The sequence below is a fragment of the Streptomyces sp. NPDC028991 genome, from assembly GCF_055564775.1.
Map to the genome: position 1 here is coordinate 105,712 of NZ_JBVHVP010000001.1, position 22,780 is coordinate 128,491.

The window sequence follows — 22,780 nt, forward strand, 5'->3', positions numbered from 1 at the left end:
CGCGGGGCCCGTTCAGCTCTCCTTGACGAAGCCCCTCTCCTTCATCCAGTCCAGCGCCACCTGGTGCGGGTCCTCGCCGTCGACGTCGACCTTCGCGTTCAGGGTCCGCGCGACGTCGTTGGTCAGCGCCTTCGTGACCGGGGCGAGCACGGAGGCGATCGCCGGCCACTTCTCCAGGGTGGCGGTCCTGACCATCGGTGCCGCGTTGTAGTTCGGGAAGAACTTCTCGTCGTCCTCCATCACCACCAGGTTCATCGACTTGATCCGCCCGTCGGTGGTGAACACCTCGCCGTAGGTGCAGGCGCCCTTCGCGGTCTGGGTGTAGATGATGCCGGTGTCCATCTGCGTGATGTTCCGTGCCGGGATGTCCATCCCGTACGCCCGCTCCAGCCCCGGCAGCCCGTCCGCGCGGTTGGCGAACTCGCCCTCGACGCACAGCGTCACGGCGCCGGGGTCGGACTTCGACAGCTCGGCGACCTCCGACATCGTGTTCGTGCCGTACTTCCTGTAGTTGGCCTGGTTCATCGCCAGCGCGTAGGTGTTGTTCATCGGTGCCGGGGGCAGCCACGTGATGTCGTTCCTGCGGTCGGCGTCGCGTACCGCCTCCCACTGCTGCCGCGGGTCGGGAATCGGTTTGCTGTTGCCGAGGTACGTGATCCAGGCGGTGCCCGTGTACTCGTAGGTGGCGTCGGCGTCGCCGTTCTCGACCGCCGCGCGGGTGCCGACGGAGCCCTGGATGCCGGTGCGGTCGAGCACCTCCGCGCCGGCCGCCTCGAAGGCGATGCCCATGATCGCGCCGAGGATCAGCTGCTCGGTGAACTCCTTGGACGTGACGGTGAGATCCGCGCCCTCCAGCGGCCGCCCCCGTCCGACGGTGCCGGGCTCGACGTCGTCGACCATGGGGGAACCGCTGGTCAGGCCGCAGCCCGCGGCAGCGACCAGGGCCGCGGCGGCCAGCGTCACGCACGTACGCCGTCTCATGTCCCCGCCTCCAGACCGCGCGGGCGCAGCAGCAGTTCGGCGAGCGAGGCCAGCCAGTCCACCAGGAGCGCGAGGGCCACGGTGAGGATGGAGCCGAGCACCAGCACCGGCATCCGCTGGCTGGTGATGCCGGTGGTGATCAGGACGCCGAGGCCGCCGCCTCCGCCGAAGGTCGCCAGGGTCGCCGTACCGACGTTCAGTACGAGGGCCGTGCGCACACCGGCCAGGATCAGCGGCACGGCCAGCGGCAGCTCCACGCGCGTGAGCACGCCCAGCGGGGACATGCCGATGCCGCGGGCCGCCTCCAGCAGGGTCGGGTCGTTCGCCTTCAGCCCGGCGATGGTGTTGGACAGCACCGGCAGGACGGCGTAGGTGATGATGCCGATCAGGGCGGCCCGGCGGCCGATGCCCAGCCAGATCACCAGCAGCGCCAGCAGGCCGATGGCCGGGGTCGCCTGGCCCATGTTGGCGAACGCCATCGCCACCGGCGTGGCCTTCCGGAACATGCCGCGGGTGAGCAGGATGCCCAGCGGGATCGCGATGATCAGCACGAAGAAGGTGGAGATCACGGTCAGCTGGACGTGCTGCCACAGCGCCTTGGTGACCTGGCCGTCCGACAGGGCGTTCTCGCTCAGCGAGTCCAGGTCGGCCTGCCGGAACCACAGCCAGGTCGCCAGCAGCAGGGCGACCAGGACCGCGGGCAGGAAGGTCAGCTTCCGCCAGCCGACCCGCCGCTTCGTCGCCTCGGGGGACGGCGGACGCGGCGGGTGCGGCTCGTGCTCCGCCTCGCCCTCGTCCCGGTAGGCGATCCCCCTGACCTCGTGCTCGCCCTCGGGCCGCCGGCCGGAGGAGGAGCCGCGGGAGGAACCGGACGGAGAGGACGAAGAGGAGCTGGACGCAGAGAAACCGGACGCAGAGGAACCGGACGCAGAGGAACCGGACGCAGAGGAACCGGACGCGGAGGGACCGGACGAAGACGAGCCGGACGAGGAGGGCCCGGAAGAAGAGGTGCTCACGCCTTGGCCCCGTTTCCTCCGAAGCCCTCCTGCTCGGCATGGGTCTGGTCGGCCTGGGCCTCCGCCAGGTCGTGCTGGTGCTCCAGCGCGTCCAGCCGGTCGGCCTCCAGCAGGTCGTGCACGGAGTTCATCAGCGTCTCCATGTCGACGACGCCCTCGTACTCGCCGCGCCGCCCGGTTACCGCGACCCGCCCCGTGTTGTCGGTGAGCACTGCCTCCAGCGCGTCCCGCAGCGTCGCGTCCCGGGTCACCGTGTCGTGCACCAGCGTCCCGGCCCGCGCCAGCGAGCCCTTGGCCCGCATCAGGTCGCCGCGCCTGAGCCACTTGTACGGCCGGCCGCGCCGGTCGAGGAGCAGGATCTCGTTGGTGCCGGCCGCCCGCAGCTGGTTGAAGATGTGCTGGAGCGGGTCCTCCACGGTCACCGTCGGGTAGTCGGTGATCCCCACGTCCCGTACGCGGGTCAGGTTCAGCCGCTTCAGGGCCGCCCCGGCGCCCACGAAACCGGAGACGAAGTCGTCCGCCGGGTTGGTGAGGATGGCCTCCGGGGTGTCGAACTGGGCGATGTGGGAGCGTTCGCGCAGCACGGCGATGCGGTCGCCCAGCTTGATCGCCTCGTCGAAGTCGTGAGTGACGAAGACGATGGTCTTGTGCAGCTCGTGCTGGAGCCGGATCAGCTCGTCCTGGAGGTGGTCCCGGGTGATCGGGTCGACCGCGCCGAAGGGCTCGTCCATCAGGAGCACCGGCGGATCGGCCGCCAGCGCCCGCGCCACGCCCACCCGCTGCTGCTGACCGCCGGACAGCTGACGCGGATAGCGGCCGTGGAACTCCCCGGCGTCCAGCCCGACCAGGTCGAGCATCTCCTCCACCCGCGACCGGATCCGCGCCTTCGACCAGCCGATCATCTTCGGTACCAGCGCGATGTTCTGGGCGACGGTCATGTGCGGGAAGAGGCCGGAGGACTGGATCGCGTAGCCGACCTTGCGGCGCAGCTTCACCGGGTCGATGTCGGTGACGTCCTCGCCGTTGATGCGGATGCGTCCGCCGCTGGGCTCGATCAGCCGGTTGATCATCTTCAGGGTGGTGGACTTCCCGCAGCCCGAGGGGCCGACGAAGATGACCGTCTCGCCCGCCCTGATCTCCATCGACACGTTCTCGACGGCCGGCTGCGGGGTGCCGGGGTAGTGCTTGGTGAGGGACTCCAGCTCGATGGTCGCCCCGGTGGTGGCGGCACCTCGACCGGCCGTCCCGGCGGCCCCGGCGGTCCCGGCCGTCCCCGTCGTCCCGTTGGTCTCAGACACGGATCCCCCTCGGAATGGTCAGCCGTCCGAGCAGCACGTACGCGGCGTCGAACAGCAGCGCCAGGATGATGATGCCGAGCGTGCCCGCGAGGACCTGGTTGAGCGCGTTCTTGCTGCCCAGCGAGGCGATCCCGCGGAAGATCTCGTTGCCGAGGCCCGGCCCGGAGGCGTAGGCGGCGATCGCGGCGATGCCCATCAGCATCTGCGTCGAGACCCGGATGCCGGTGAGGATCGGCGGCCAGGCCAGCGGCAGCTCCACTCGCAGCAGCCGGGCCACGCGCGACATCCCGATCCCCGTCGCGGCGTCCACCAGCGCCGGGTCCACCCCGCGCAGGCCGACGATCGCGTTGCGCACGATCGGCAGCAGCCCGTACAGGACCAGGGCGGTCACCGTCGGCGGCACCCCCAGCCCCACGATCGGGATGAGCAGACCGATCATGGCCAGCGAGGGGATGGTCAGGATGGTCGACGTGGTCAGCGTCGCCAGGTTCCCCGCCCATTCGCTGCGGTAGGTGACGACGCCGATCAGGACCCCGAGCAGCGTGGCCACGACCATGCACTGGAAGACCGCGCTCGCGTGCTGGTAGGCGTCGGTGAGCAACTGCTGGTGGCGGCTGCCCAGGAACTCCCAGAAGTTCACCGCCGCTCACCTCCGGGGTCGGGCCGGCCGGGGAGCCGGTCTCAGTCGGGTCTGCCGCTGTCCTCGGCCGCCTGCTCCACCAGCGGGATGACCCGCAGCGGAACGGGGTTCTCCATGACGATCGCCGTGGAGGCCCGGACGATGCCATCAAAACCGACAACCAGGTCGATCACACGCTGGAGATCGGCGTTCGAGCGGGCCACCAGCCGGCACAGCATGTCCCCGGTGCCGGTCGTGGTGTGCAGCTCCAGAACCTCCGGCACGGTCGCCAAGTGCGCCCGCACGTCGGCGCCTTGGCCCTGCCGGATCTGGAGCGTGGCGAACGCCGTGACCGGATAGCCGAGCGCCGCCGGGTCCACCTCGGGGCCGAAGCCGCGGATGACTCCGTTCGACTGAAGCCGGTCCAGCCGCGCCTGCACCGTGCCGCGCGCCACACCGAGGCGCCGGGACATCTCCAGCACCCCGATCCGCGGCTCCCGGGCCAGCAGCCCGATGATCCGCCCGTCCAGTCGGTCTATCGCCATACCCGCGCCCTCCCGGCTGGTCATCCTGTACAGATCGCCCGCCCGCACCGCTGTTCCACTGGTCAGGTTGCCCAGTGAATAGGCGAACTATTGCGCACCTTGCAGGCGCGGGGGACCCTGCGGCTATGACGCAGACCACACACCACACTCCCGACACCGCCCGGCAGGCCGACCCCTTCCCGGTCAAGGGAATGGACGCGGTCGTCTTCGCCGTGGGCAACGCCAAACAGGCGGCGCACTACTACTCCACCGCCTTCGGCATGAAGCTGGTCGCCTACTCCGGACCGGAGAACGGCAGCCGGGAGACCGCGAGCTACGTCCTGGAGAACGGCTCCGCCCGTTTCGTCCTCACCTCGGTGATCAAGCCCGCCACCGAGTGGGGCCGCTTCCTCGCCCGGCACGTGGCCGAGCACGGCGACGGCGTCGTCGACCTCGCCATCGAGGTCCCGGACGCGCGCGCCGCCCACGCCTACGCCGTCGAGCACGGCGCCCGCTCGGTCGCCGAGCCGTACGAGGTCAAGGACGAGCACGGCACCGTCGTCCTCGCCGCCATCGCCACCTACGGCGAGACCCGCCACACCCTCGTCGAGCGCACCGGCTACGACGGCCCCTACCTGCCCGGCTACGCCGCGGCCGAGCCGATGGTCGAGCCGCCCGCGCAGCGCACCTTCCAGGCCGTCGACCACTGCGTCGGCAACGTGGAACTCGGCCGCATGAACGAGTGGGTCGGCTTCTACAACAAGGTCATGGGCTTCACGAACATGAAGGAGTTCGTGGGCGACGACATCGCCACCGAGTACAGCGCGCTGATGTCGAAGGTCGTCGCCGACGGCACCCTCAAGGTCAAGTTCCCGATCAACGAGCCCGCGGTCGCCAAGAAGAAGTCCCAGATCGACGAGTACCTGGAGTTCTACGGCGGCGCCGGCGTCCAGCACATCGCGCTGAACACCAACGACATCGTGCAGACCGTGCGCACGATGAGGGCGGCCGGTGTCCAGTTCCTGAGCACGCCCGACTCGTACTACGACACGCTCGGCGAGTGGGCGGGCGAGACCCGGGTGCCCGTGGAGACGCTGCGCGAGCTGAAGATCCTCGTCGACCGGGACGAGGACGGCTACCTGCTGCAGATCTTCACCAAGCCGGTCCAGGACCGCCCGACCGTCTTCTTCGAGCTGATCGAACGGCACGGCTCGATGGGCTTCGGCAAGGGCAACTTCAAGGCCCTGTTCGAGGCGATCGAGCGCGAGCAGGAGAAGCGCGGCAACCTCTGACGGCCGCCGCGCTAGCCGGGCGGGTCCTCCACCGAGGGCTCGCCCAGCTCCGCCAGCGCCCGCTCGGCCCGCGGCGCCCGCAGCGGGGAGAAGTACGGGTTGATCATCAGCGCCTCCCGCAGATGCCGCCGCGCGGGCCCGTACCGCTCCAGCTCCTTCTCGATCACGCCCCGGTGGAACACGTACAGCGCGCTGCGCACCCCGCCGCCCTTGTCGCCGTCCGTCGCGAGGGTCGCGAACTCCAGCGCCTCCTCGTGCTCACCGCTGCGGTGCAGCGCCCAGCCCAGCGCGTCGGCCACCGCGGTCCCCGGCTGCCGCCCCCACTCGGCCCGCAGCCGCCGCACCGCCGACGCCGGATCCCCGTGGTCCGCCTCGAACCGCCCGAGCAGCAACTGCTCGTCGGCCCCGGCCGCCTCGGCGTCCCGCACCCGCTCCCGCAGCAGGTCGTACTGCACCCGCGCGGCCTGGCCGAGCCCCAGCGACTCGTACAACTCGCCCAGCTCGAGCGCGTGCTCCGGGCTCGGCCGCTTGGCCAGCGCCGCCTGGTACGCGGACAGCGCGTCCGTCGTCCGCCCCAGTGCCGCCAGCACCCGCCCCTGCCCGGCCTGCGCGGCCCGCTGGTCGGGATCGGTGCGCAGCGCCTCCTGGAAGAACCGCAGGGCCTCCTGCCGGTCCCCGCGCTCGAACGCCAGCCGCCCGGCCTGCTCCAGGTACGCCGCCCGCTCGGCCGGCGCCTCGGCGGCCGCCGCCGCGTCGGAGATCCGGGCCGCGGCGTCCTCCCGCCACCCCCGGTCCCGGTAGACGGCCGCCGCGCGCGCCCCCACGGCCGGCGCGCCCGGGCGCAGCTCCATCACCTTGTCCAGGGCCCGCCCCACCCCCTCCTGGTCACCGAGCCCGGTGTACGCGTCGATCAGCACCGCGTGCGCCGTCCACCGCTTCGGCGCCGCCTTCACCGCGCTCTCGCCCCACTTCCTGGCCGCGGGGAAGTCCCGCCGCGCCACCGCCAGCGCCGCCAGTCCCTCCAGGGCCTGCGGATTGCGCTCCGCCCCGACCTTCAGCGAGGTGCGCAGCGCCTTCTCGGCCTTCGGCCAGTTCGCGGCGTCGGCCGTCCGGCGGCCCTGCTCGACGTACGCCGTCCCCAGCACCGCCCACGACACCCCGTCCAGGGGGTGCGCCCGCAGATGGGTCTCCCGGTCGCCGATCAGCACCGCCAGGTCCCCGAGCGCGGCCGGCACGCCCGTGGTGACGGCGCCACGGGCCAGCGCCGCCGGTCCCGGCGCGGGCGGGGGAGCGTCACCCCCGTCCCAGGGCAGCAGCACCAGGACACCGCCGAGTACGACGGCCCCGGCGACGGAGGCGATCAGCACCCGGCGCCCGCGGGGGAAGCGCCACCCGTTCTCGGTCTCCCTCTTCATGACCTCCATGGCGCTCACTGTGCGCCAATATGACGAGCACACCCGGGCTTGCGCCGGGTGCCGTCGACGGGGTTCACACCGATGGCCCCGGGTGCGAACCTGTGATCATGAGCCGTATCGAAGCGCCTCGCGACGAAGACGACGCAGCCGCCGCCGTCGACTCGGCCACGGCGGGCACCGGCCCCCTCGTCGACCGGCTGCTGGCCGGCCTGCCCGCCGGGTCCGTCCTCACCGATCCCGACGTCACGGCCTCCTACGCCAACGACATGGCGAGCTTCTGCCCGGCCGGCGCCCCCGCGGTGGTCGTCCTGCCGCGCACCGTGGAGCACGTCCAGCACGTCATGCGCACCGCCACCGAGCTGCGCGTTCCCGTCGTCCCGCAGGGCGCCCGCACCGGCCTGTCCGGCGCGGCCAACGCCACCGACGGCTGCGTCGTGCTGTCCCTGACCAGGATGGACCGCGTCCTGGAGATCAACCCGGTCGACCGCGTCGCCGTCGTCGAACCGGGCGTCGTCAACGCCACGCTCTCCCGCGCCGTGAACGAACACGGCCTGTACTACCCGCCCGACCCCTCCAGCTGGGAGATGTGCACCATCGGCGGCAACATCGGCACCGCCTCCGGCGGCCTGTGCTGCGTCAAGTACGGGGTGACCGCCGAGTACGTCCTCGGCCTGGACGTCGTCCTCGCCGACGGCCGCCTGATGTCCACCGGCCGCCGCACCGCCAAGGGCGTCGCCGGGTACGACCTCACCCGGCTCTTCGTCGGCTCCGAGGGGTCCCTCGGCATCGTCGTACGAGCCGTCCTCGCCCTGCGCCCCAAGCCGCCCGAGCAGTTGGTGCTGGCCGCCGAGTTCGCCTCCGCGACCGCCGCCTGCGACGCGATCTGCCGGATCATGGAGGGCGGGCACGTACCGTCCCTCCTCGAACTGATGGACCGTACGACCGTCAAGGCGGTCAACGACCTCGCCCACATGGGGCTGCCGGAGTCCACGGAGGCCCTTCTCCTCGCCGCCTTCGACACCGCCGACCCGGCCGCCGACCTCGCCGCCGTGGGCGCGCTGTGCGAGGCCGCGGGCGCCACGCAGGTGGTCCCGGCCGACGACGCGGCCGAGTCGGAACTGCTCCTCCAGGCCCGCCGCCTGTCCCTCACCGCCCTGGAGGCCGTCAAGGGCACGACGATGATCGACGACGTGTGCGTGCCCCGGTCCCGGCTCGGCGACATGCTGGAGGGCATCGAGCGCGTCGCGGCGAAGTACGGCCTCACCATCGGGGTCTGCGCCCACGCGGGCGACGGCAACACCCACCCCACGGTCTGCTTCGACGCCCAGGACCCCGACGAGTCCCGGCGCGCCCGCGAGTCCTTCGACGAGATCATGGCCCTCGGCCTGGAACTCGGCGGCACCATCACCGGCGAGCACGGCGTGGGCGTGCTGAAGAAGGAGTGGCTGGCGCGGGAGATCGGTCCGGTGGGCCTGGAGATGCAGCGGGCGATCAAGCAGGCGTTCGACCCGCTGGGCCTCCTGAATCCGGGCAAGCTCTTCTGACGCTTGGGCCCCCTCACCGGGCGAGCAGCTCGGCCAGCCCGTCGTCGATGCCCAGCTGCCCGCCCTCGGTGCCCGGCGGCACCGCCCGCAGGGTCCGCTCCAGCCAGGCCGACACCTGCGCCGACGGCGCCTCCAGGAGGGCGTCCCCGTCCGGGCTGCTCAGCGCCATCAGCACGACGCTGCGGCCCTCCGCCTTCGACGGCCACACCCGCACGTCCCCGTGCCCGCACGGCCGGAACACCCCCTCCACCAGCAGCTCGCGGGCGAACGTCCAGTGCACCGGGCGGCCGGAGTCGATGTGGAAGGTGATGTGGACGGCGTACGGGTCGTCGGTGTGGTAGCCGAGCAGGGCCGGTACCGGGACGCCGTGCTCGGGCGACAGGATGAGCCTCAGCTCCAGTTCACGTTCCACGACGGCGGGGTTGGGGTGCATGGCGGGGTTGTCCTCTCTCGCACGAATCCGCGCGGGCCGCCTGGAACGGGCCCGCACGGGTGAGAGCGGCGGGGGCCGCGAGCGTTACGCGGGTTCGCGGAACTTTTTTCCCTCCGCTTGTCCCGGGTGTGAAGGTCCATGCACGAGGTTGCCCGGAAAGGGGTGGGTCCGGCGGGACCGGCGGTGCGGATTGCGCCCGTCTGATAGATGTTGAGCCCCCATATCAACCCCCGAGCAGATACGGGACGACGGACATGAGCGCCCCAACCCCGGCCCCCGGCGACGACAGGCCCCGCGAAGGGTATTACCCGGACCCGTCCATTCCTGGATACGTCCGGTACTGGAACGGTGCCTCCTGGGTGCCGGGCACCAGCCGCCCCGCCCCCAAGGACGGCGAGTCGCTCGCGCCGCCGCCCGGTGCGCGGCCCTCCGTCGAGGAGACCGGCCCGCACTTCTTCGACGAGGACCCGGTCGAGGGGGCCCCGGCCGCGTCCCAGCACGGCAACCGTCCGGAACCCGCGACGGCCTGGGGCGCCGACCGCTCCCACCAGTCCGGCTTCGCCGACGACCCGAACCACCGCGTCGCCTGGCCGGGCACCGCCCAGGGCGCCGACCCGCGGGTCCCGCACGCCCGGGGGCCGGCCCGGGGAGCGGCGGCCGAGTCCGGTCCCGCCGACGCGGGCGGCGGTCCGGAAGCCGGCGGCGGTGTCCGGGACGGGCAGGCCGGTGCCGGTGCGGCGGCACCGAGTGGCACCCGGTCCGGGACGGCCGGTGGCGGCGCCGGGCCGGCGGGGCCCGCGGACGGTGGCCGAGCCTCTGACGCCGGGGCCGCGCAGGGCGACGAGGCCCGCTCCGGGCGGCCGGACGCCTCGGCGGGGACGGCGTCCGGCGAGGCGGCGGGCGGGTCGGGCAACACCTTCGTCTTCCGGCGCCCGACGGCCGGTTCCCAGGGCTCCCAGGCCCGGGACGGCGGTGCCTCCGCCGACGAGGGCACCATGACCTTCCGCGCGGTCCCCCCGCGCGCCGCCACGGCCGGTGGCCCCGGCTTCGGCGCCGGGAAGGCCGCGGCCGCCCGGGCCGCGGCCGCGCAGCCCCCCGCCCCCGCAGCCTCCTCCGGCCCACAGCAGCCGGGCCTCCCCACCGGCCCGGCCGCCCCCGCCGGTCCCTCTGTCCCTCACCAGGCCGCCGCTCCCCAGCCGGCTGCCGCCCCCCAGCCGGCTGCCGCTCCCCAGCCGGCCGCCTCGCCCCAGCAGCCCGGCGCCTCCGCACCGCTCGCACCCGGACCCGGCGGCGGTCAGTCCTCCTGGGCGCAGCAGGTGCACCGGCTGGCCGGCGCCGGTGGTGACGAGCAGCCCGTCGCGCCCTGGAAGCCGCCGGTCGAGGACGTCTTCCAGGCAGCCGCCCGGCGCCAGGCGTCGGCCCGCCCCGCCGGGCTCGGCAAGCGGCTGGCCGCCCGCCTGATCGACACCGTCGTCCTCGCGGGCGTCACGGGCGTTGCCGCCGTGCCCCTCGGCAGCAAGGCGATCGACCACGTCAACGGCAAGATCGACGAGGCCAGGCTCTCCGGCGAGACGGTCACGGTGTGGCTGCTCGACGGCACCACCTCCATGTACCTGGGCATCGTGCTCGCCGTCCTGCTGCTCTTCGGCGTCGTCTACGAGGCGCTGCCCACCGCCAAGTGGGGCCGCACCCTGGGCAAGAAGCTGCTGGGCCTGGAGGTACGGGACATCGAGGCCCACGAGCCCCCGTCCTTCGGCGCGGCCCTGCGCCGCTGGCTGGTCTACAGCGTGCCGGGCCTCCTGGCCGTCGGCGTCGTCGGCGTCGTGTGGTGCCTGTTCGACCGTCCGTGGCACCAGTGCTGGCACGACAAGGCAGCCCGCACCTTCGTAGCCGGCTGACCGGCCCGCACCCTGCGCCCCGGCACCCGGGCGGCGTCTCCGGCCGCGGGCCTGGCGTCGCCCGTGGAAGTCGGCCGGCCGGCGGCCATGGGCCACAACGGGGCCGCGCTGTCCGGGCCCGGGGGTGCCGGTCGGGCGACCCTCCCCTCGGCCCGGACGCCGCAGGCTCCCCCTCCCGTACTCCGGACGGCGGCTCGCCGGATGCGCGGCCCGGGGGTTCGCGGTCGACTCGGGCCATGAGCAGTGAACCGCCCCCCGGCTCCGGCGGGCAGCCGCCGGAAGACGACCCGTTCAGGAAGCGCCCCTCGTCCCCCGGGCCGGGCCCGGAACCCGGCCCCGACGGGGGCGGCACGGGCTCGCCGTACGACAACCCGCCCCCGCCCCACGGCGGCGGCTGGTCCCACGGCGCCCCGCCTCCCGGTGGTGGCGGTGGACCCTACGGCGCCCCGCCCCCCGGTGGTGGCGGTGGACCCTACGGCGCCCCGCCTCCCGGCGGCGGAGGCCCCTACGGTGGTGATCCGTACGGCGGTGGCTCCCACCCCACCGATCCGCTCGCGGGCATGCCTCCGCTCGCCGACAGCGGACGGCGCACGCTCGCGCGGATCATCGACATGATCCTCGTGGGCATCGTGGTCTGGCTGCTCAGCTGGGCCTTCGACGTCCAGGAGTACCAGGTGGACGGCGACGACGTCTCGGTCGGCAAGTCCTTCGGGCAGTCACTGATCGCCGCCGTGCTCTACATCGCCTACGACACCTACCTGACCAGCAAGACGGGCCAGACCCTCGGCAAGAAGTGGCTCGGCCTGCGCGTGGCCAACCTGGACAACGGCGCCACACCCTCGGTACAGACGTCGCTGATCCGCGCCCTGGTGCTGTGGATCCCGTTCGCCTTCTGCTGCGCCTGCGTCTGGACGATCATCGCGGGCGGCTGGAGTTTCTTCGACCGGCCCTACAAGCAGGGCCTGCACGACAAGGCGGCCAAGACGGTAGTGGTCAGCGCCCGTTGAGTATCCGGGCGAACGGCGTCAGGCGGCGCGGCCGCGGGCCGGTTCGCCCGCCCCCGCGGAGACCCGGGCCGCCGGCACCGGTTCCCGGTCCGCGGCGGGCCCGCGGGCCGGCACGGCGGTCACCGGGCGCGTCCTCGGCAGCGGGACCGTCATGGCGACCAGCAGCCCGAGGGCCAGTGCCGCGACGACGATGACAGCGATTCCAGGGCCCGAACTCGTCTGGGACAGCAGCAGCATGGCGAGTGTCGAGAAGATCACGGTGCACGAACCGTAGGCGAACTGTGCGGCAGTCGGACGGGGCATGGCCATCGTGTCCTCGTGAAGACAATCTGGGGGTGAGACGTGCTGTCGGCCTGGCATTCCGCCGGCTTCAGGGCGTTCCGCCAAGCGACTCTAACCCGCTGTGTGCCCGAGTGGAACCAGCGGTAAGCATGACCTAACCGACAGGACCGATGCACGGGGGGCGCACGGATTCATGGCGTCCGGGGAGTGGACGGTCCCGCGCGCCTGCCGGGGCCGTCCCGGCGGCCCCGGCAGCCCCGACGGTCACGATTCGGTGTCCGTAAAGCGAACCGCCGCTCCGCATAGTGCACTTGTTCTGCTCAAGTCAAGGTCTGTCTTTTCCGGTGAACCTCTAGTCCAATGTCGTCACTTGACTACACGCGTTGATCACGTGTGCGCGGACTTTGCTCTGTCCTTGTCCCCCCAATCCGCGCGCGTGCACGCGGGGGAGGAACTCAAGTGACCAGTAGATCCTGGAAGTTCAGAACGGCGGCGACCGCCGTCGCACTCGCCGCCGCCACCGCCACGCTCTCCGCGGCCGGCGTGGCGCAGGCGGACGCGCCGGCCCGGCCGGAAGCCGTGGACCGCCACGACCCGCACCCCGCGAAGGGCATGGACTCCCATGACCTCAAGGGCCCCATGAGCGACACTCAGGAGGCCCAGCGCGAGGAGGCCCTGAAGCAGGTCATATCCGGCAAGGCCTCGGTGAAGAAGAAGGACGGCTCCAACGTCGTCCAGCTCAAGAGCAAGAAGGGCGACGCCAAGTACGTCGAGCTGGGCCGGGAGAAGACCGACAAGATCTTCACCATCCTGGTCGAGTTCGGGGACGAGGTCGACAGCCGCTACGGCGGCGACCCGGGCCCGCTGCACAACCAGATAGCCAAGCCGAACCGCAAGACGGACAACTCCACGGCCTGGAAGGCCGACTACGACCAGCAGCACTTCCAGGACCTGTACTTCGGTTCCGGCAAGGGCGTCAACTCGGTCAAGACGTACTACGAGAAGCAGTCCTCCGGCCGCTACTCGGTCGAGGGCGAGGTCTCCGACTGGGTCAAGGTCCCCTACAACGAGGCCCGCTACGGCAACAACGCCTGCGGCGACACCAACTGCCCCAGCGTGTGGAACGTCGTCAGCGACGGCCTGACCGCGTGGGTCGACCAGCAGAAGGCGGCCGGCCGCACCGACGCCCAGATCAAGGCGGACGTCGCCCGGTTCGACGAGTGGGACCGCTACGACTTCGACGGCGACGGCGACTTCAACGAGCCCGACGGCTACATCGACCACTTCCAGATCGTGCACGCCGGCGAGGACGAGTCCGCGGGCGGCGGCGCCCAGGGCACCGACGCCATCTGGGCCCACCGCTGGTACGCCTTCGGCACCGACGCCGGCGCCACCGGCCCCGGCGACAACAAGCTCGGCGGCGCGCAGATCGGCTCCACCGGTGTCTGGGTCGGCGACTACACCGTCCAGCCGGAGAACGGCGGACTCGGCGTCTACGCCCACGAGTACGGTCACGACCTCGGTCTGCCGGACCACTACGACACCGCCGGCGGCGAGAACTCCACCGGCTTCTGGACGCTGATGTCGTCCGGTTCCTGGCTCGGCTCCGGCCGCAACGAGATCGGCGACCTGCCCGGCGACATGACCGCCTGGGACAAGCTCCAGCTCGGCTGGCTCAACTACGACACCGCCAAGGCGGGCGTGAACTCCTGGCACAAGCTGGGCGTGGCCGAGTACAACACCAAGCACAAGCAGGCGCTGGTCGTCGAGCTGCCCGAGAAGGCGGTCACCACCGAGATCGTCGCTCCCGCCGAGGGGCAGACCCAGTGGTGGAGCGGCAGCGGTGACAACCTCAAGAACACCCTGGCCCGCGGTGTCGACCTGACCGGCAAGAAGTCGGCCGCCCTCACCCTCGACGGCTGGTACGACATCGAGGCCAACTACGACTACCTCTACGCCGAGGTGTCCACCGACGGCGGCGCCAACTGGACCGCCGTCGACGGCACGTTCGACGGTCAGCCGATCCCGCGCGACGCCGCCGACAAGCCCGCCCTGCACGGCACGGTCGAGGCCTACGGCAAGCTCGCCTACCCGCTGGACGCCTACGCCGGCCAGAAGATCGACCTGCGCTTCCGCTACCAGACCGACGGCGGCGTGGCCCAGAAGGGCTTCGCGGCCGACGCGATCACCGTCACGGCCGACGGCGAGACGCTCTTCTCCGACAACGCCGAGAGCGCGGACGCCGCCTGGACGGCCCACGGCTTCACCCGCGTCGGCGCCGGCTTCACCAAGGACTACGCGCAGTACTACATCGCCGAGAACCGGCAGTACGTGTCGTACGACAAGACGCTGAAGACCGGCCCGTACAACTTCGGCTTCACGGAGCGCCCGAACTGGGTGGAGCACTACGCGTACCAGAACGGCCTGTTGATCTGGAAGTGGGACACCTCCCAGGCGGACAACAACACCAGCCAGCACCCGGGCACCGGCCTGGTCCTGCCGGTCGACGCCCACCCGACCGCGCTGAAGTGGGCCGACGGCACCCTGATGCGCAACCGCGTCCAGTCCTACGACTCGCCGTTCAGCCGCTACCGCACGGACGGCATGACGCTGCACAAGGCGGACGTCGCGAAGTACATCCCGGGCTCGAAGGGCGTCTCGGTCTTCAACGACCGCAAGAGCGACTACTACGACGAGTCGAACCCGACCGGCGGCGTCAAGATCACTGACACCAACACGAAGATCAAGATCCTCAAGGAGGCCAAGAACGGCTCGACGATCGAGCTCGAGGTCGGCCCCGCAGGCAGGTAATTAGCATCTGCCCAGGTCAGAGCGTGATCGGCGGTGACCCCCTGGCGGGTCGCCGCCGATCCGTGTTTAGGTGCGTCCTGTGGTTCTCTTATTGACGCCGGGCTCCGCACCCGGACCGACACCGGCTGACACGGGGGTATGACCGCATGGCCGCAGGAGGCTTCTGCAAGCTGCCGAACGGCACGGTGGTGGTGGCACTGAACCTGCCCAGCCCCGTCGCCGTCGACGGCGGGGGCACCCCCTCCGGGGGAGTGCGCTTCCTCGTCCACGCCCAGAACCGGGCGCGCGCCCTGACCAGGCTGCGCAACCTGGGGCTGCGCGCGGTCTACCTGCGGGGCAACGCCGCCCCGCCGACCCCGGACGAAATCACCGCGGTCCTGCACCACCCGGACGGCCTCATATGGCGTACGGCACCGGTGGCCGGCGCCGTGGGCGGCCCGGACCTCGTCCAGGAGCTGTGGCATCCCATCCGGGCGCTGCTCAGACGTCCGACGGCGCAGACGTAGCGGGCCCGCGGGGCTACTGGACGACCGGCTTCCCGGACAGTTCCACGCCCGCCTCCCGCAGCTCCTCCAGTGTCCGCTCGGTGGTCTCCGCGGCCACCCCGGCGGTCAGGTCGAGCAGCACCTGGGTACGGAAGCCCTCGCGCGCCGCGTCCAGGGCGGTGGCCCGTACGCAGTGGTCGGTGGCGATGCCCACGACGTCGACCTCGTCGATCTCCCGGGCCCGCAGCCAGTCGGCGAGGGACGTGCCGTTCTCGTCGGTGCCCTCGAAGCCGCTGTAGGCAGCCGAGTAGGCCCCCTTGTCGAAGACGGCGTCTATCGCGCCGGAGGCGACGGCGGGGGCGAAGTTCGGGTGGAAGCCGACGCCCTCGGTGCCGGCCACGCAGTGCGCGGGCCAGGAGTGGACGTAGTCGGGGTTGTCGGCGAAGTGGCCGCCCGGCGCGACATGGTGGTCGCGGGTGGCCACGACGTGGCGGTAGCCGGCGGGCGCCTGCCCGATCAGCTCGGTGATGGCGGCGGCCACGTCGGCACCGCCGGACACCGCGAGGCTGCCCCCCTCGCAGAAATCGTTCTGCACGTCTACGACGATCAAGGCGCGGCGCATGGTCGGTGTCCTTCGACTGGGTCGGCTGTGGGGTCGGGAGTGGACGGGTGGACGGGGGCGGGCCCGCTGGGCGGGGTGGACGGCCGGTGCGGGACCTGTCGGACCGCACCAGCTTTAGCTACCCGAGCCCCCGTGCACGTACTCCGTCGGAATGACGGGTTCCCCCCGGGAGAGCTGCGTGGCGGACAGCGGGAGGTTGGCGCGGGCGGCCGCGTGCCGGTCCCGGGCGGCGTCCAGCGGCTCGCGGGCGACCACCTCGCCCCCCTTGACCAGCTCGACCAGGAGCTGCCGGCCGGCGAGGCCGGCGGGGACCGGTCCGGTGCCGACCACCTCGGCCTCGGCGTAGCCGTGGCCGTCCAGCCGCCGGGCGGCCCACTTGCGGCCGCCGATGGAGGTCTTGCCGCCGGTGGACTTCTTCGCCACCGGCACCAGCGGCGCCCCTTCGTCGCCGGAGTCGGCGCACTCGGCGCGGGCGACCAGCTTGTAGACCATCGAGGCCGTCGGGTGCCCGGACCCGGTCACCAGCTGGGTGCCGACGCCGTACGCGTCCACGGGCGCCGCCGCCAGCGAGGCGATGGCGTACTCGTCCAGGTCCGAGGTCACGACGATCTTCGTCTCCGTGGCGCCCAGCTCGTCGAGCTGCTGGCGCACCCGGTGGGCGACCAGCAGCAGGTCCCCGGAGTCGATGCGCACGGCGCCCAGCTCGGGCCCCGCGACCTCCACGGCCGTACGGACGGCCTCGGCGACGTCGTAGGTGTCCACGAGGAGGGTGGTGTCCCGGCCCAGGGCGTCCACCTGGGCGCGGAAGGCGTCGCGCTCGTTGTCGTGCAGCAGCGTGAAGGCGTGGGCGGAGGTGCCGACGGTGGGGATGTTGTAGCGGAAGCCGGCGGCCAGGTCGGAGGTGGTCGTGAAGCCGCCGACGTAGGCGGAGCGGGCGGCGGCGACGGCGGCCAGCTCGTGGGTGCGGCGGGCACCCATCTCGATCAGCGGACGGCCCCCGGCGGCGGAGGCCATCCGGGAGGCGGCGGCCGCGATCGCCGAGTCGTGGTTGAGGATGGAGAGGATCACCGTCTCCAGCAGCACGCACTCGCCGAAGGTGCCCTCGACCCGCATGATCGGCGAGCCGGGGAAGTACACCTCGCCCTCGGGATAGCCCCAGATGTCCCCGCTGAAGCGGTACTCCGCGAGCCACTCCAGGGTCTCCTCGTCGACGATGCCCTTCTCGCGCAGGAAGCGCAGGACACCGGCGTCGAAGCGGAAGTTCTCCACCGCGTCCAGCACCCGTCCGGTGCCCGCCACGACGCCGTAGCGGCGCCCGTCGGGCAGCCGGCGCGTGAAGACCTCGAACACGCTCCGCCGCCCGGCCGTGCCCGCCTTCAGGGCGGCTCGGAGCATGGTCAGCTCGTACTGGTCCGTGAAGAGCGCCGTCGAGGGAACGTCCACCGGAAGTCCAAGGTCCGTTACGTCCACCGAACTCTCCTAGCTACGACTCGCCGGGCGCCCCCGGGCAGGGCCGGGGGTCCGGGGTCGGCCCCCGGTGTGTGCGGCACGACAGGGATGCTACCCCCATTTCGTCAGTCTGACGATTTACCCTGGCGTGGCGCCGGCCACAGGCCCGTTTGTGCGAGTGCCCCCCTGTGGTGGCAGCATGGGCCATGTGACGGCAGCCGCACCCATGGAGATCGAGAAGACCGAGTCGGCGGAGGAGGTCTTCGCCGTACCCGAGCCCGACGTGCCCTGGGTGACGATCGTGCACAACGATCCCGTCAACCTCATGAGCTACGTGACGTACGTCTTCCAGTCGTACTTCGGCTACTCCAAGGACAAGGCCACCAAGCTCATGATGGACGTCCATCACAAGGGCCGGGCGGTCGTGTCCAGCGGCTCGCGCGAGGAGATGGAAAGGGACGTCCAGGCCATGCACGGCTACGGTCTGTGGGCCACTCTCCAGCAGGACCGGAAATGACCCACGCCCGCCCGCAGGACGGAAGTAGCTGAATCGCCTCCATGCCAGGACAGTTCGAACCTCTCCCCGGCGGCGGCGCGGCCGTCGCCCTCGACGACGTCGAGATCTCCATCATCCGGTCCCTGGCCGTGCAGCTCCTGGAGTTGATCGGCCCCGGCCCCGCCGAGGACGCCTCCGACGACCCGCTCGCCGAGCTCTTCGCCGACGGCCCGAGCGAACCGCCCTCCGATCCGGTGCTGCGGCGCCTTTTCCCGGACGCCTACGGCGACCCCGAGGGTGCTCCGCAGGCCAGGGAGGCCGATGAACAGCGGGCGCACTCCGCCGAGTTCCGCCGCTACACCGAGAACGACCTGCGCGCCGGCAAGCGCGACGACGCGCTGGCGGTGATCCGCTCTCTGGACACCCTCTCCTCGGCGTCGGCCGGTGAAAAGGGGGCGGTGCTGAAACTGTCGCCCCAGGAGTCCCGGCACTGGCTGCGCGCCCTCAACGACCTGCGCCTCGCGATCGGCTCCCGGCTGGAGATCGCCGACGAGGACGACACCGATCTGCTCTACCGGCTCCCGGACGAGGACCCGCGCAAGCCGATGGTGATGGCGTACCTGTGGCTCGGCGGGCTCCAGGAGTCGCTCGTCGCGACCCTTATGCCCTGATCGCCGGACCGGGTGTCCGCTCAGCGGACCCTCAAATCCGGGTAATGATCCCGTCAAGGAGTTGCCCCTCTTCGCCCATTTCGGCCTTTCTTTGACCGGCTATGTCCGTGTCGTGGGTCACACAACCCGCCTGTGATCGTCCTCGCTGTCGTGGTAAATCTTCACGACCGCCCGGCGAACACCACCCGAATGTTCGGCCGGGTGCGCCACCGAGCCGGCGGACCGCCGGCCAGGCACCGAGCGGGACGTGAGGCCCGCTCAACTCCATCATCCGGGGGGATCGAGACCCGATCCGAGGCCGACCGAAAGGCCCGGGTCGGCATGGAGAAAGGCGCACCACACATGACCTCTGTGCAGGTCGACACGGAGAAGGCCCCCGAAGAGGGTTACGAGCGCGGGCTGGGCAGCCGCCAGGTACAGATGATCGCGATCGGCGGCGCGATCGGCGTCGGTCTCTTCCTGGGCGCCGGGGCCAACATCGCCAAGGCCGGCCCCAGCATCATCCTCATGTACGCCCTCGCGGGCGTGATCATCTTCTTCATCATGCGGGCGCTCGGCGAACTCCTGCTCTACCGACCGGTCTCCGGCTCCTTCGCCGAGTACTCGCGCGAGTTCCTCGGCCCCTTCTTCGGCTACTTCACCGGCTGGACGTACTGGCTGATGTGGGTGGTCACCGGCATGGCGGAGCTCACCGCCGCCGCCATCTACATCCACTACTGGTTCCCGGACATCCCGCAGTGGGTGTCGGCCCTGGTCTTCCTGGTCCTGCTCTTCGTCGCCAACCTGATCTCGGTGAAGCTGTTCGGCGAGATCGAGTTCTGGTTCTCGATGGTCAAGGTCACCGCCATCATCGGCATGATCGTGATCGGCGTCGGCGTGCTCACCCTCGGCTTCAGCCAGGCCGGCGACACCGCCGCCGTCTCCAACCTGTGGGCCTTCGACGGCTTCTTCCCCAAGGGCATCGGCTCGTCCCTGATGACCCTCCAGGGCGTCATGTTCGCCTACCTCGCCGTCGAGCTGGTCGGCGTCACCGCCGGTGAGTCGGAGAACCCGGAGAAGACCCTGCCCAAGGCGATCAACACCCTGCCCTGGCGCATCGCCCTCTTCTACGTCGGCGCCCTCACCGTCATCCTGGCCGTGGTGAAGTGGACCGAGTTCGCCGAGGGCGTCAGCCCCTTCGTGGAGGCCTTCACCGTCATCGGTATCCCGGCCGGCGCCGGCATCGTCAACTTCGTCGTGCTCACCGCCGCCCTGTCGTCCTGCAACTCCGGCATGTACTCCACGGGCCGCATGCTGCGCACCCTCGCGGACAACGGCGAGGCCCCCGGGGTCTTCAGCCGGCTCTCGTCGACCAAGACCCCGGCCATCGGCATCGGCATCTCGGTGGTCTTCATGGGGATCGGCGTGGTCCTGAACTACGTCGTCCCGGAGAAGGCCTTCGGCTACGTCACCTCCATCGCCACCGCCGCCGGCATCTGGACCTGGCTGATGATCCTGATCAGCCACGTCCGCTACCGCCGCGAGGTCGTCGCGGGCCGCCTGCCCGCCTCCTCCTTCCCGGCGCCGGGCGGCTCCGTGTGCTCCTACGTCGCCATCGCCTTCCTGCTCTTCGTCACCTGCCTGATCGCCTACGACGCCGACGCCCGCGTCTGTCTGTACGTGATGGCCGGCTGGGCCGCCGCCCTCGGCATCGGCTGGGCCGTGCTCAGGGCCCGCAACCCGGAGATCACCGAGCGCCGCGGAGAGCCGGAGATGGAGAAGATCGGCTGACTGCCGCCACGCCATCCGGCCGCCCGGGCCGACCGGCGCTGATCTGCGCTGACCTGCGCGTTCACGCGCATCGCGGACGTCCGGCCGCACCGGGTGCTCGTGGCACCCGGCGCGTCCACCGCTCAGGATGTCCGGCATATGGGCCGGTCCGTACCACCCACCGGTACGGGCCGGCCGCTCTGCTTATGCTGGGCCGCATGCTGACCATCACACAGGCCCTGTACGACCAGATCGTCGCCCACGCGCGCGAGGACCACCCCGACGAGGCGTGCGGCGTGGTGGCCGGCCCCGTGGGCGAGGGCCGCCCCGAGCGGTTCATCCCGATGCTGAACGCCGCCCGCTCGCCGACCTTCTACGAGTTCGACTCCCAGGACCTGCTCAAGCTCTACCGGGAGATGGACGACCGGGACGAGGAGCCGGTGGTCATCTACCACTCCCACACGGCCACCGAGGCCTACCCCTCCCGCACCGACATCACCTACGCCAACGAGCCCGGCGCCCACTACGTCCTGGTCTCCACGGCGGACACCGACGACGCCGGTGACTTCCAGTTCCGGTCGTTCCGGATCCTGGAGGGCGAGGTGACCGAGGAGGAGGTCAAGGTCGTGGAGGCGTACTGAGAGCCCCCCGATACCGCATCGCGGACGTGAAGCGTCCATCAGGTGAGATCACACTCCAGATGCCGGACCGGGAATCGATACGATGAGCCCATGGTTCTTCTCGACGTGAGCGAAAAGGCGCCGGGCACGCTGCTCGTGGCGCGGCTGCACGTCGACCTGTGCAGGCTGAACAGCGCCATCTGTTGATCTTCCGCCGCCGCCGTACGGCCGTGAGGCCGCGGCGGGCTGCCGCGTGCCGCCGCGCGCCTCACCGAACCCACGACACCTTCCGACAGGAGCCCTCAGCCATGGCCATCGAGGTCCGCATCCCGACCATCCTCCGCCAGTACACCGACGGCCAGAAGGCGGTGGAGGGCACCGGGGACACCCTCGCCAAGCTCTTCGCCGACCTCGAGACCCGGCACACGGGCATCCAGGCCCGCATCGTCGACCAGACGAACGGGGACCAGCTGCGCCGCTTCGTCAACGTCTACCTGAACGACGAGGACGTCCGCTTCCTCGACGGCATCGACACCAAGCTGTCCGACGGCGACAGCATCACGATCCTGCCGGCCGTCGCCGGCGGTATGGCCTGATCGGCGATGCGCTACGACTCCCCGCTGGCCGCGGTGGGCAACACCCCCCTGGTGCGCCTGCCGCGGCTCTCGCCGTCCGACGACGTCCGCGTCTGGGCCAAGCTGGAGGACCGCAACCCGACCGGCTCGATCAAGGACCGCCCCGCGCTCCACATGATCGAGCAGGCCGAGAAGGACGGCCGCCTCACCCCGGGCTGCACGATCCTCGAGCCGACCAGCGGCAACACCGGCATCTCCCTCGCCATGGCCGCCAGGCTCAAGGGCTACCGCATCGTCTGCGTGATGCCCGAGAACACCTCCCGGGAGCGCCGGGACCTGCTCGCCATGTGGGGCGCGGAGATCATCTCCTCCCCGGCCGCGGGCGGCTCCAACACCGCCGTACGGGTCGCCAAGGAACTCTCCGCCGAGCACCCGGACTGGGTGATGCTCTACCAGTACGGCAACCCGGACAACGCCGGCGCCCACTACGCCGGCACCGGCCCCGAGATCCTCGCCGACCTGCCCTCCATCACCCACTTCGTGGCCGGCCTCGGCACCACCGGCACCCTGATGGGCGTGGGCCGCTTCCTGCGCGAGAACAAGCCGGACGTGAAGATCGTCGCCGCCGAACCGCGCTACGACGACCTCGTGTACGGCCTGCGCAACCTCGACGAGGGCTTCGTACCCGAGCTGTACGACGCCTCCGTGCTCACCACCCGCTTCTCGGTGGGCTCCGCCGACGCGGTCACCCGCACCCGTGAGCTCCTCCAGCAGGAGGGCATCTTCGCGGGCGTGTCCACCGGCGCCGCCCTGCACGCGGCGATCGGCGTCGGGAGGAAGGCGGTGAAGGCCGGCGAGAGCGCGGACATCGTGTTCGTCGTCGCCGACGGCGGCTGGAAGTACCTCTCCACCGGCGTCTACACGGCGGCCACCACAGAAGAGGCCATCGACACCCTCCAGGGCCAGCTCTGGGCCTGACGGGGTTCTCCGCGG

23 protein-coding genes are annotated in these 22,780 nt (G+C 71.4%); 13 read left to right on the forward strand and 10 right to left on the reverse strand.

The features are described from left to right. Positions 1–12: 12 nt before the first annotated feature. The 5 genes from ACZ4V1_RS00390 to ACZ4V1_RS00410 form a co-directional block, all read right to left on the reverse strand. On the reverse strand, positions 13–981 hold the full coding sequence (locus tag ACZ4V1_RS00390) for a glycine betaine ABC transporter substrate-binding protein (protein WP_468327573.1): 969 nt from the start codon (positions 979–981) through the stop codon (positions 13–15). Continuing rightward, positions 978–1,790, reverse strand: coding sequence for an ABC transporter permease (locus tag ACZ4V1_RS00395; protein WP_468328877.1), 813 nt, complete (start codon positions 1,788–1,790; stop codon positions 978–980). The genes ACZ4V1_RS00390 and ACZ4V1_RS00395 overlap by 4 nt, the downstream gene beginning before the upstream one ends. 203 nt (positions 1,791–1,993) lie before the next feature. Beyond that, positions 1,994–3,295 carry an ABC transporter ATP-binding protein gene (locus ACZ4V1_RS00400; RefSeq protein ID WP_468327575.1) on the reverse strand — a complete coding sequence of 434 codons (1,302 nt, stop codon included), beginning with the start codon at positions 3,293–3,295 and terminating at the stop codon, positions 1,994–1,996. Continuing rightward, positions 3,288–3,935, reverse strand: coding sequence for an ABC transporter permease (locus ACZ4V1_RS00405; protein WP_386310075.1), 648 nt, complete (start codon positions 3,933–3,935; stop codon positions 3,288–3,290). The genes ACZ4V1_RS00400 and ACZ4V1_RS00405 overlap by 8 nt, the downstream gene beginning before the upstream one ends. 41 nt (positions 3,936–3,976) lie before the next feature. Beyond that, positions 3,977–4,459 (reverse strand): Lrp/AsnC family transcriptional regulator, encoded by a 483-nt coding sequence (locus ACZ4V1_RS00410; protein WP_468327578.1) that lies wholly within the window; start codon positions 4,457–4,459, stop codon positions 3,977–3,979. A 125-nt stretch (positions 4,460–4,584) separates the two neighbouring features. On the opposite strand from ACZ4V1_RS00410, the gene hppD reads away from it, so the two are divergent. Next, positions 4,585–5,730, forward strand: coding sequence for a 4-hydroxyphenylpyruvate dioxygenase (gene hppD / locus ACZ4V1_RS00415; protein ID WP_468327580.1), 1,146 nt, complete (start codon positions 4,585–4,587; stop codon positions 5,728–5,730). 11 nt (positions 5,731–5,741) lie between these two features. Here hppD and ACZ4V1_RS00420 read toward each other — a convergent pair whose 3' ends face one another. Then, positions 5,742–7,154 (reverse strand): tetratricopeptide repeat protein, encoded by a 1,413-nt coding sequence (locus tag ACZ4V1_RS00420; protein ID WP_468327582.1) that lies wholly within the window; start codon positions 7,152–7,154, stop codon positions 5,742–5,744. A 92-nt stretch (positions 7,155–7,246) separates the two neighbouring features. Between ACZ4V1_RS00420 and ACZ4V1_RS00425 the strand changes: the two genes are divergently transcribed. Further along, positions 7,247–8,689: an FAD-binding oxidoreductase gene (locus ACZ4V1_RS00425; RefSeq protein ID WP_468327584.1), complete on the forward strand. Its 1,443-nt coding sequence runs from the start codon at positions 7,247–7,249 to the stop codon at positions 8,687–8,689. Positions 8,690–8,702: 13 nt separating this feature from the next. Here ACZ4V1_RS00425 and ACZ4V1_RS00430 read toward each other — a convergent pair whose 3' ends face one another. Next, the gene (locus ACZ4V1_RS00430) at positions 8,703–9,122 is read right to left on the reverse strand and encodes an SsgA family sporulation/cell division regulator (protein ID WP_468327586.1); all 420 of its coding nucleotides are present in this window, start codon (positions 9,120–9,122) and stop codon (positions 8,703–8,705) included. Positions 9,123–9,376: 254 nt separating this feature from the next. Between ACZ4V1_RS00430 and ACZ4V1_RS00435 the strand changes: the two genes are divergently transcribed. Together ACZ4V1_RS00435 and ACZ4V1_RS00440 are read left to right on the forward strand one after the other, a co-directional pair. Continuing rightward, positions 9,377–11,020: an RDD family protein gene (locus ACZ4V1_RS00435; RefSeq protein ID WP_468327588.1), complete on the forward strand. Its 1,644-nt coding sequence runs from the start codon at positions 9,377–9,379 to the stop codon at positions 11,018–11,020. A 236-nt stretch (positions 11,021–11,256) separates the two neighbouring features. After that, complete coding sequence (locus ACZ4V1_RS00440; protein WP_468327590.1) at positions 11,257–12,027, forward strand: RDD family protein; 771 nt, start codon at positions 11,257–11,259, stop codon at positions 12,025–12,027. An 18-nt stretch (positions 12,028–12,045) separates the two neighbouring features. Here the strand turns inward: ACZ4V1_RS00440 and ACZ4V1_RS00445 are convergent, their stop codons facing one another. Beyond that, entirely contained in the window at positions 12,046–12,330 is a 285-nt protein-coding gene (locus ACZ4V1_RS00445; protein WP_468327592.1) for a hypothetical protein, read from the reverse strand. A gap of 438 nt (positions 12,331–12,768) precedes the next feature. Between ACZ4V1_RS00445 and ACZ4V1_RS00450 the strand changes: the two genes are divergently transcribed. Together ACZ4V1_RS00450 and ACZ4V1_RS00455 are read left to right on the forward strand one after the other, a co-directional pair. After that, positions 12,769–15,120 carry an immune inhibitor A domain-containing protein gene (locus ACZ4V1_RS00450; RefSeq protein ID WP_468327594.1) on the forward strand — a complete coding sequence of 784 codons (2,352 nt, stop codon included), beginning with the start codon at positions 12,769–12,771 and terminating at the stop codon, positions 15,118–15,120. 146 nt (positions 15,121–15,266) lie between these two features. After that, entirely contained in the window at positions 15,267–15,626 is a 360-nt protein-coding gene (locus tag ACZ4V1_RS00455) for a hypothetical protein (RefSeq protein ID WP_468327596.1), read from the forward strand. A gap of 13 nt (positions 15,627–15,639) precedes the next feature. Here ACZ4V1_RS00455 and ACZ4V1_RS00460 read toward each other — a convergent pair whose 3' ends face one another. Together ACZ4V1_RS00460 and ACZ4V1_RS00465 are read right to left on the reverse strand one after the other, a co-directional pair. Next, positions 15,640–16,227, reverse strand: coding sequence for a nicotinamidase (locus ACZ4V1_RS00460; RefSeq protein WP_468327598.1), 588 nt, complete (start codon positions 16,225–16,227; stop codon positions 15,640–15,642). 114 nt (positions 16,228–16,341) lie between these two features. After that, a complete protein-coding gene (locus tag ACZ4V1_RS00465; protein ID WP_468327600.1) occupies positions 16,342–17,697 on the reverse strand; it encodes a nicotinate phosphoribosyltransferase in 1,356 nt (451 codons plus the stop codon). Positions 17,698–17,875: 178 nt separating this feature from the next. On the opposite strand from ACZ4V1_RS00465, the gene clpS reads away from it, so the two are divergent. The 7 genes from clpS (at position 17,876) to ACZ4V1_RS00500 (ending at position 22,765) form a co-directional block, all read left to right on the forward strand. Further along, on the forward strand, positions 17,876–18,193 hold the full coding sequence (gene clpS / locus ACZ4V1_RS00470; protein ID WP_073723603.1) for an ATP-dependent Clp protease adapter ClpS: 318 nt from the start codon (positions 17,876–17,878) through the stop codon (positions 18,191–18,193). Positions 18,194–18,234: 41 nt separating this feature from the next. Then, positions 18,235–18,843, forward strand: coding sequence for a DUF2017 domain-containing protein (locus ACZ4V1_RS00475; RefSeq protein ID WP_468327602.1), 609 nt, complete (start codon positions 18,235–18,237; stop codon positions 18,841–18,843). Between the two features lie 342 nt (positions 18,844–19,185). Continuing rightward, entirely contained in the window at positions 19,186–20,613 is a 1,428-nt protein-coding gene (locus ACZ4V1_RS00480; RefSeq protein ID WP_468327604.1) for an amino acid permease, read from the forward strand. 197 nt (positions 20,614–20,810) lie between these two features. Then, positions 20,811–21,233: a M67 family metallopeptidase gene (locus tag ACZ4V1_RS00485; RefSeq protein WP_468327606.1), complete on the forward strand. Its 423-nt coding sequence runs from the start codon at positions 20,811–20,813 to the stop codon at positions 21,231–21,233. A gap of 90 nt (positions 21,234–21,323) precedes the next feature. Beyond that, positions 21,324–21,419 carry a putative leader peptide gene (locus ACZ4V1_RS00490; protein WP_310873142.1) on the forward strand — a complete coding sequence of 32 codons (96 nt, stop codon included), beginning with the start codon at positions 21,324–21,326 and terminating at the stop codon, positions 21,417–21,419. 101 nt (positions 21,420–21,520) lie between these two features. Beyond that, positions 21,521–21,808, forward strand: a complete 288-nt coding sequence (locus ACZ4V1_RS00495; RefSeq protein WP_468327609.1) for a MoaD/ThiS family protein — start codon at positions 21,521–21,523, stop codon at positions 21,806–21,808. A gap of 6 nt (positions 21,809–21,814) precedes the next feature. After that, complete coding sequence (locus ACZ4V1_RS00500; protein ID WP_468327611.1) at positions 21,815–22,765, forward strand: PLP-dependent cysteine synthase family protein; 951 nt, start codon at positions 21,815–21,817, stop codon at positions 22,763–22,765. Positions 22,766–22,780 lie beyond the last annotated feature (15 nt).

Bases quoted from the DNA above. Each gene is read 5' to 3' on its own strand.
- ACZ4V1_RS00390 (WP_468327573.1), bottom strand. From the start codon at position 981: ATGAGACGGCGTACGTGCGTGACGCTGGCCGCCGCGGCCCTGGTCGCT.
- ACZ4V1_RS00410 (WP_468327578.1), bottom strand. From the start codon at position 4,459: ATGGCGATAGACCGACTGGACGGGCGGATCATCGGGCTGCTGGCCCGG.
- hppD (WP_468327580.1), top strand. From the start codon at position 4,585: ATGACGCAGACCACACACCACACTCCCGACACCGCCCGGCAGGCCGAC.
- ACZ4V1_RS00420 (WP_468327582.1), bottom strand. From the start codon at position 7,154: ATGGAGGTCATGAAGAGGGAGACCGAGAACGGGTGGCGCTTCCCCCGC.
- ACZ4V1_RS00430 (WP_468327586.1), bottom strand. From the start codon at position 9,122: ATGCACCCCAACCCCGCCGTCGTGGAACGTGAACTGGAGCTGAGGCTC.
- ACZ4V1_RS00435 (WP_468327588.1), top strand. From the start codon at position 9,377: ATGAGCGCCCCAACCCCGGCCCCCGGCGACGACAGGCCCCGCGAAGGG.
- ACZ4V1_RS00440 (WP_468327590.1), top strand. From the start codon at position 11,257: ATGAGCAGTGAACCGCCCCCCGGCTCCGGCGGGCAGCCGCCGGAAGAC.
- ACZ4V1_RS00445 (WP_468327592.1), bottom strand. From the start codon at position 12,330: ATGCCCCGTCCGACTGCCGCACAGTTCGCCTACGGTTCGTGCACCGTG.
- ACZ4V1_RS00455 (WP_468327596.1), top strand. From the start codon at position 15,267: ATGGCCGCAGGAGGCTTCTGCAAGCTGCCGAACGGCACGGTGGTGGTG.
- ACZ4V1_RS00460 (WP_468327598.1), bottom strand. From the start codon at position 16,227: ATGCGCCGCGCCTTGATCGTCGTAGACGTGCAGAACGATTTCTGCGAG.
- clpS (WP_073723603.1), top strand. From the start codon at position 17,876: ATGGGCCATGTGACGGCAGCCGCACCCATGGAGATCGAGAAGACCGAG.
- ACZ4V1_RS00475 (WP_468327602.1), top strand. From the start codon at position 18,235: ATGCCAGGACAGTTCGAACCTCTCCCCGGCGGCGGCGCGGCCGTCGCC.
- ACZ4V1_RS00480 (WP_468327604.1), top strand. From the start codon at position 19,186: ATGACCTCTGTGCAGGTCGACACGGAGAAGGCCCCCGAAGAGGGTTAC.
- ACZ4V1_RS00485 (WP_468327606.1), top strand. From the start codon at position 20,811: ATGCTGACCATCACACAGGCCCTGTACGACCAGATCGTCGCCCACGCG.
- ACZ4V1_RS00490 (WP_310873142.1), top strand. From the start codon at position 21,324: ATGGTTCTTCTCGACGTGAGCGAAAAGGCGCCGGGCACGCTGCTCGTG.
- ACZ4V1_RS00495 (WP_468327609.1), top strand. From the start codon at position 21,521: ATGGCCATCGAGGTCCGCATCCCGACCATCCTCCGCCAGTACACCGAC.
- ACZ4V1_RS00500 (WP_468327611.1), top strand. From the start codon at position 21,815: ATGCGCTACGACTCCCCGCTGGCCGCGGTGGGCAACACCCCCCTGGTG.